The sequence below is a fragment of the uncultured Negativibacillus sp. genome (assembly GCF_944388365.1).
Taxonomy (GTDB): domain Bacteria; phylum Bacillota; class Clostridia; order Oscillospirales; family Ruminococcaceae; genus Negativibacillus.
This window is the reverse complement of sequence record NZ_CALXIN010000127.1, coordinates 1-4,565: the sequence shown is the minus strand read 5'-3', so window position 1 is coordinate 4,565 and position 4,565 is coordinate 1. Positions and strand designations below refer to the sequence as shown.

The following is a 4,565-nucleotide window of genomic DNA, read 5'->3' as shown; positions in this document are numbered from 1 at the left end:
GCAACGGATCGCCCTTTTTGGGGACGGTCCGTTTTTCTGTGCGCTATTATAATAAGGAAGGAAACATTGCAAACAGGAGAGAAAGTGACGCTTTTTGACAGATACGAAACAGAACAAAGGGGAAAAACATCGAAGAAATGCAAAAAAAGCTATGCCAGAGGATAAAAATATGTTAAAATAGAAGGAGCGAAAATTGGACGGGACGGAGGCGCTGTTAAGTGAAGATCAATCACGGGGAAAGAATCGTTTTTTTCGGAGACAGCCTGACCAGGCGGACCGACTTGAAAGAATCGGACTGTCCGGCAAGACGCTACGCACTTGATTACGGGGAAAGCTATGTGGACATTCTGGTCAAGCGTCTGCTGGTACATCATCCACAGCTGGAGTTTACCTTCCACAACTGCGGACATGGCGGCGACACCATCCTCCATCTGCTGGAACGGTACAAAACCGACGTTGTGCCGCTGATGCCCTCGCTGATGATTTTGTGGATCGGACAAAACGACGCTAAGCACTTTGACCCTACCCGCTTTGAAAACGGACTGCGCTGTCTGCTTGGCTGGTGCAGAGAGGATAACATTCGAGTGATCCTGCTGTCCACCTCGGCGCACCGCGATGAGCAGAAAATGATTTCTCTTGCCAAAGCCGACCAGATCATCCACCGGCTCAGTCAGGAGTTTTCGGCCGGCTTTGTCGATGTCAAGACGCCGATGGAGCGGGTGATGGACTATAATCGCACCGGCGAATTTCCGGTGGAGATGTTCACCTCCGGCTCGCACCTGTCGGAGCTTGGCAATCTGCTGGTAGCGGATACCGTCTATGAATACCTTGTGAAGTAGCGGCAGATATGGGAGAAAAAAGATGAAAAAGAAGATATTCAGAACATTACTGCTGGGTGTGTTTGCAGTGCTGACTTTGTTGGGAACCATTTTTCTTGTCGGATGCAGCGCCTGGCGCAGATTGCCTTCACCGGATGCGCCAAAGGAAATTCCCACCAGCACATCCGCCCAGGAAAAGTAACCTACTGCGGCAAACCGAAAAGACAGGAAGTAAGAAAATGAAAGGAACGTTTTTGATACAGACAAAAAAGCTGGCGGCAGTGCTGATGGCTTTGCTGCTGCTGGGAGGATGTTCCTCCTGGCGCAGGGACCCTTCCACCGACCACCCCAAGGAGATACCGACCAGCGCTTCGGTGCCCGATGAGCAGACCGGCACAGAGGATACACAGCAAACGGTCGAGGAGGTAACGGCAGGGGAGGAAGCAAACGAAGCGCAGGTGCATACTGAGGATGAAGCGGTCGAATATGTGTCCGCCGAAGTCACCTCCAGCGCGGACGAAACGGTGTCGTGGTCGAGCACCGACGAGATTCTTTCGCGGCGGCTGTACGACCTGCTGATGAACAAAAACGAGCTGTTCACCGAAAAGTTTGACGAGCGCGTCTACGACTATCTTGCAGTCATCACCGACAGCGAAGGCAACCGCCATGAGCTGTACCTGTGGATCAACTTCCAGCGGGAAAACGAGATCATCGTCGAAGATCCACAGGGCGAGCAATGGAACCTGTCGGTGGAGGACAGCAATCAGGTGCGGTCGATCGTGTCGTCGTTAAACTAGGGGAACGTACGGTTGACATCCTCAAAGTGATCTTATAAAATAAGACAGGATTTTTCGATAAAAAAGGAAGGTGTCGGTCTTGGAACAACAGCAAAACTGGATTGCCGCCAAGGATGCGTGCGTCTATGTGGGACAGCAGCAGCTGCGGCGCGGCTACACCACCGGAACCTGTGCGGCAGCGGCGGCACAGGCAGCCGCGCGGATACTGTTTGGAGAACAGCCGCCGCAGTCGGTGACACTGACCGTGCCGAAGGGCTTGCAGCTATATCTGGAGGTACATTCGGTGCAGCAGGGACAGGGCTGGGCACAGGCCGGCATCATCAAGGACAGCGGCGATGATCCCGACGTCACCCACGGCATTGAGGTGTTGGTGCGGCTGGAACAGTGTTCCGGCATCGGAGTGACCATCTGCGGCGGACAGGGCGTCGGCCGTGTGACCAAACCAGGACTGGAAATGCCGGTGGGAGAGGCAGCCATCAACAAGACTCCCCGACGCATGATCGCCGAGCAGATCGAGGCGGTGCGCCAGCTGCATCCGCAGTGGGAAGGCGTGGGACTCAAGGCGACGGTCATCATCCCAAAGGGTGAGGAGCTTGCCAAAAAGACCTACAATCCGCGACTTGGCATCGAGGGAGGTATCTCGGTGCTGGGAACCAGCGGTATCGTCGAGCCGATGAGCGAACAGGCGCTGACCGATTCGATCCGGCTGGAACTGAGCATCCTGCGCAAGGCAGGCCATCGCAGCGTCCTGATTACCCCAGGCAACTATGGACAGACCTTTTTGAGTCAAGGAGAGTTTGCAGTGCTCTCTCCGCTTTCGCCGTTTTCGGTCAAATGCTCCAACTTTGTGGGCGATACGCTGGATATGTGTGTTCAGCAGGGCTTTGAAGCGGCGCTGCTGGTCGGACACATCGGCAAGTTTGCAAAGCTTGCCGCCGGTGTGATGAACACCCACTCGCGCTATGCGGACGGACGTCTGGAGGTATTTTGCGCCCATGCAGCGCTGTGCGGCGCTTCGCTGCCGACGCTGCGCGCCATCATGGACAGCGTGACTACCGACGAGGCTATCGCCTGTCTGGACAAAGAAGGACTGCGCGCGCCGGTGATGGAAAGCATCCTGCAAAAAATTGACCAGCATGTGCAGGCGCGGGCAGGTCAGACGCTGCAGACCGGCGTCATCCTCTTTTCCAACGCCTGCGGCTGTCTGGGACAGACAGCGGGCTGTGCGCCGCTGCTGCAGTGCCTGACCGAAGAATACAGGACGTCGATACAACAGGAAATTTAATCCGAAGGGAAGAAATATTATGACAGCAAAACTTTACGGGATCGGTGTCGGTCCAGGAGACCCCGAACTGATGACCCTCAAGGCGGTGCGCCTGATCGAGGAATGTGACTATGTTGCCGTGCCAAAATCGGGCGACGGCGAAGGCGTCGCCAAGCAGATTGCACGTCAGGCGGTCAAAAACTTTGACCAGAAGCAGCTGCTGGAGGTGTCGATGCCGATGACCCGCGATCCACAGGTGCTGGAGGAGAGCCACCAGCGTGCCGCCGAACAGATCGAAGCCTGTCTGTCTGCGGGAAAATCGGTGGCATTTCTGACGCTGGGCGATCCAGCCATCTATTCGACCTACATCTATGTCCACAAGCGTGTACAGCAGCACGGCTTTGCAGTGGAGATGGTGCCAGGCGTTCCGTCCTTCTGTGCTGTCGCGGCAAAGCTCAACATCAGTCTTGCCGAGGGCGCACAGCCGCTGCACGTCATTCCTGCCTCCTATCAGGGCGTCGAGGAAGGACTGGAGTGGAACGGACCAAAGGTGCTGATGAAAACAGGCCGCTCGATGAAGAAGGTAAAGGAACTTTTGAGCGAAAAAGGATTGCTTGACAGCGCAAAGATGGTGCAGAAATGCGGCATGGAGGGCGAGGAAATCTACCAGTCGATGGCGGATGTGGACGAAAACTCCAGCTATTTCTCGGTCATTGTCGTAAAAGACTAGAACAGCGGTTGGGAGGAATCGGAATGGTATATTTTGTAGGTGCAGGTTCGGGCGCAGTGGATCTGATCACGGTGCGCGGACAAAGACTGCTGCATGAGGCGGACGTTGTGATTGGCGCAGGATCGCTTGTGATTCCTCAGCTTTTGAGGGAGGCGCTTGCGGACTGCTGGCTGTTCATCAGCGTCAAGATGACGCTGGAAGAGGTGCTGGAAGTAATCGAACAGGCAGAAAAGGAAGGTTCGGTGATCGTGCGTCTGCACACTGGCGACCCGTGTCTGTACGGAGCAATCCGCGAGCAGATGGATCAGCTCGACGCGCTGCACATCCCGTATGAATATGTGCCAGGAGTCAGCTCGTTCTGTGCAGCAGCGGCGGCGCTCAATGCCGAGTACACCCTGCCGGATGTTTCCCAGACGGTCATCATCACCCGCATGGCAGGACGCACTCCGGTGCCGGAAAAGGAAGAGATCGCGAAACTTGCGGCACATCAGGCGACCATGGTCATCTTTTTGAGCACCGGTCTGCTGGAAGGATTGCAGGAACGGCTGATGGTGGGCGGCTATGCTCCGGACACACCGGCAGCCATCGTCTATAAGGCAAGCTGGCCGGACGAAAAGGTATTCCGCTGCACCGTTTCGACCTTGGCGCAGACAGCAAAGGAAAACAACATCACCAAAACGGCGCTGATTCTGGTCGGCAACTTTTTGGGCAGCGAGTACGAGCGCTCCAAACTGTACGACCCGAGCTTTACCACCGAATTTCGTGAGGCGACCCGATGAACATCGCACTCATCAGCTTTACGGCACAGGGCGCTGAACTTGGTGCAAAGCTGGGCAGTCAACTGGAAGACTTCGAGGAATTTCACGGCTTTGTCAGTGCGCGGTTTGCAGGAGATCCGCCGCTGCCGCGCTGGGAAGGAAGTCTGTCCGACTGGACACAGCATTGGTTTGGCAAGG

At 55.7% G+C, this 4,565-nt stretch carries 7 protein-coding genes; all 7 read left to right on the top strand.

What is annotated here, in order from left to right:
- The first annotated feature begins 218 nt into the window (after positions 1-218).
- Positions 219-839: a GDSL-type esterase/lipase family protein gene (locus Q0L39_RS10815; RefSeq protein ID WP_296629109.1), complete on the top strand. Its 621-nt coding sequence runs from the start codon at positions 219-221 to the stop codon at positions 837-839.
- Positions 840-861: 22 nt separating this feature from the next.
- A complete protein-coding gene (locus Q0L39_RS10810; RefSeq protein ID WP_296629108.1) occupies positions 862-1,020 on the top strand; it encodes a hypothetical protein in 159 nt (52 codons plus the stop codon).
- Between the two features lie 37 nt (positions 1,021-1,057).
- On the top strand, positions 1,058-1,615 hold the full coding sequence (locus tag Q0L39_RS10805) for a hypothetical protein (RefSeq protein ID WP_296629106.1): 558 nt from the start codon (positions 1,058-1,060) through the stop codon (positions 1,613-1,615).
- A gap of 79 nt (positions 1,616-1,694) precedes the next feature.
- Positions 1,695-2,900, top strand: coding sequence for a cobalt-precorrin-5B (C(1))-methyltransferase CbiD (gene cbiD / locus Q0L39_RS10800; protein WP_296629105.1), 1,206 nt, complete (start codon positions 1,695-1,697; stop codon positions 2,898-2,900).
- 19 nt (positions 2,901-2,919) lie between these two features.
- Positions 2,920-3,609, top strand: coding sequence for a precorrin-2 C(20)-methyltransferase (cobI, locus tag Q0L39_RS10795; protein WP_296629103.1), 690 nt, complete (start codon positions 2,920-2,922; stop codon positions 3,607-3,609).
- A 23-nt stretch (positions 3,610-3,632) separates the two neighbouring features.
- The gene (gene cobM / locus Q0L39_RS10790) at positions 3,633-4,388 is read left to right on the top strand and encodes a precorrin-4 C(11)-methyltransferase (RefSeq protein ID WP_296629102.1); all 756 of its coding nucleotides are present in this window, start codon (positions 3,633-3,635) and stop codon (positions 4,386-4,388) included.
- Positions 4,385-4,565 (top strand): hypothetical protein (locus Q0L39_RS10785; RefSeq protein ID WP_296629099.1); only part of this gene is annotated, 181 nt, incomplete at its 3' end. The genes cobM and Q0L39_RS10785, both read left to right, overlap by 4 nt.

Bases quoted from the DNA above. Each gene is read 5' to 3' on its own strand.
- Q0L39_RS10810 (WP_296629108.1), top strand. From the start codon at position 862: ATGAAAAAGAAGATATTCAGAACATTACTGCTGGGTGTGTTTGCAGTG.
- Q0L39_RS10805 (WP_296629106.1), top strand. From the start codon at position 1,058: ATGAAAGGAACGTTTTTGATACAGACAAAAAAGCTGGCGGCAGTGCTG.
- cobI (WP_296629103.1), top strand. From the start codon at position 2,920: ATGACAGCAAAACTTTACGGGATCGGTGTCGGTCCAGGAGACCCCGAA.
- cobM (WP_296629102.1), top strand. From the start codon at position 3,633: ATGGTATATTTTGTAGGTGCAGGTTCGGGCGCAGTGGATCTGATCACG.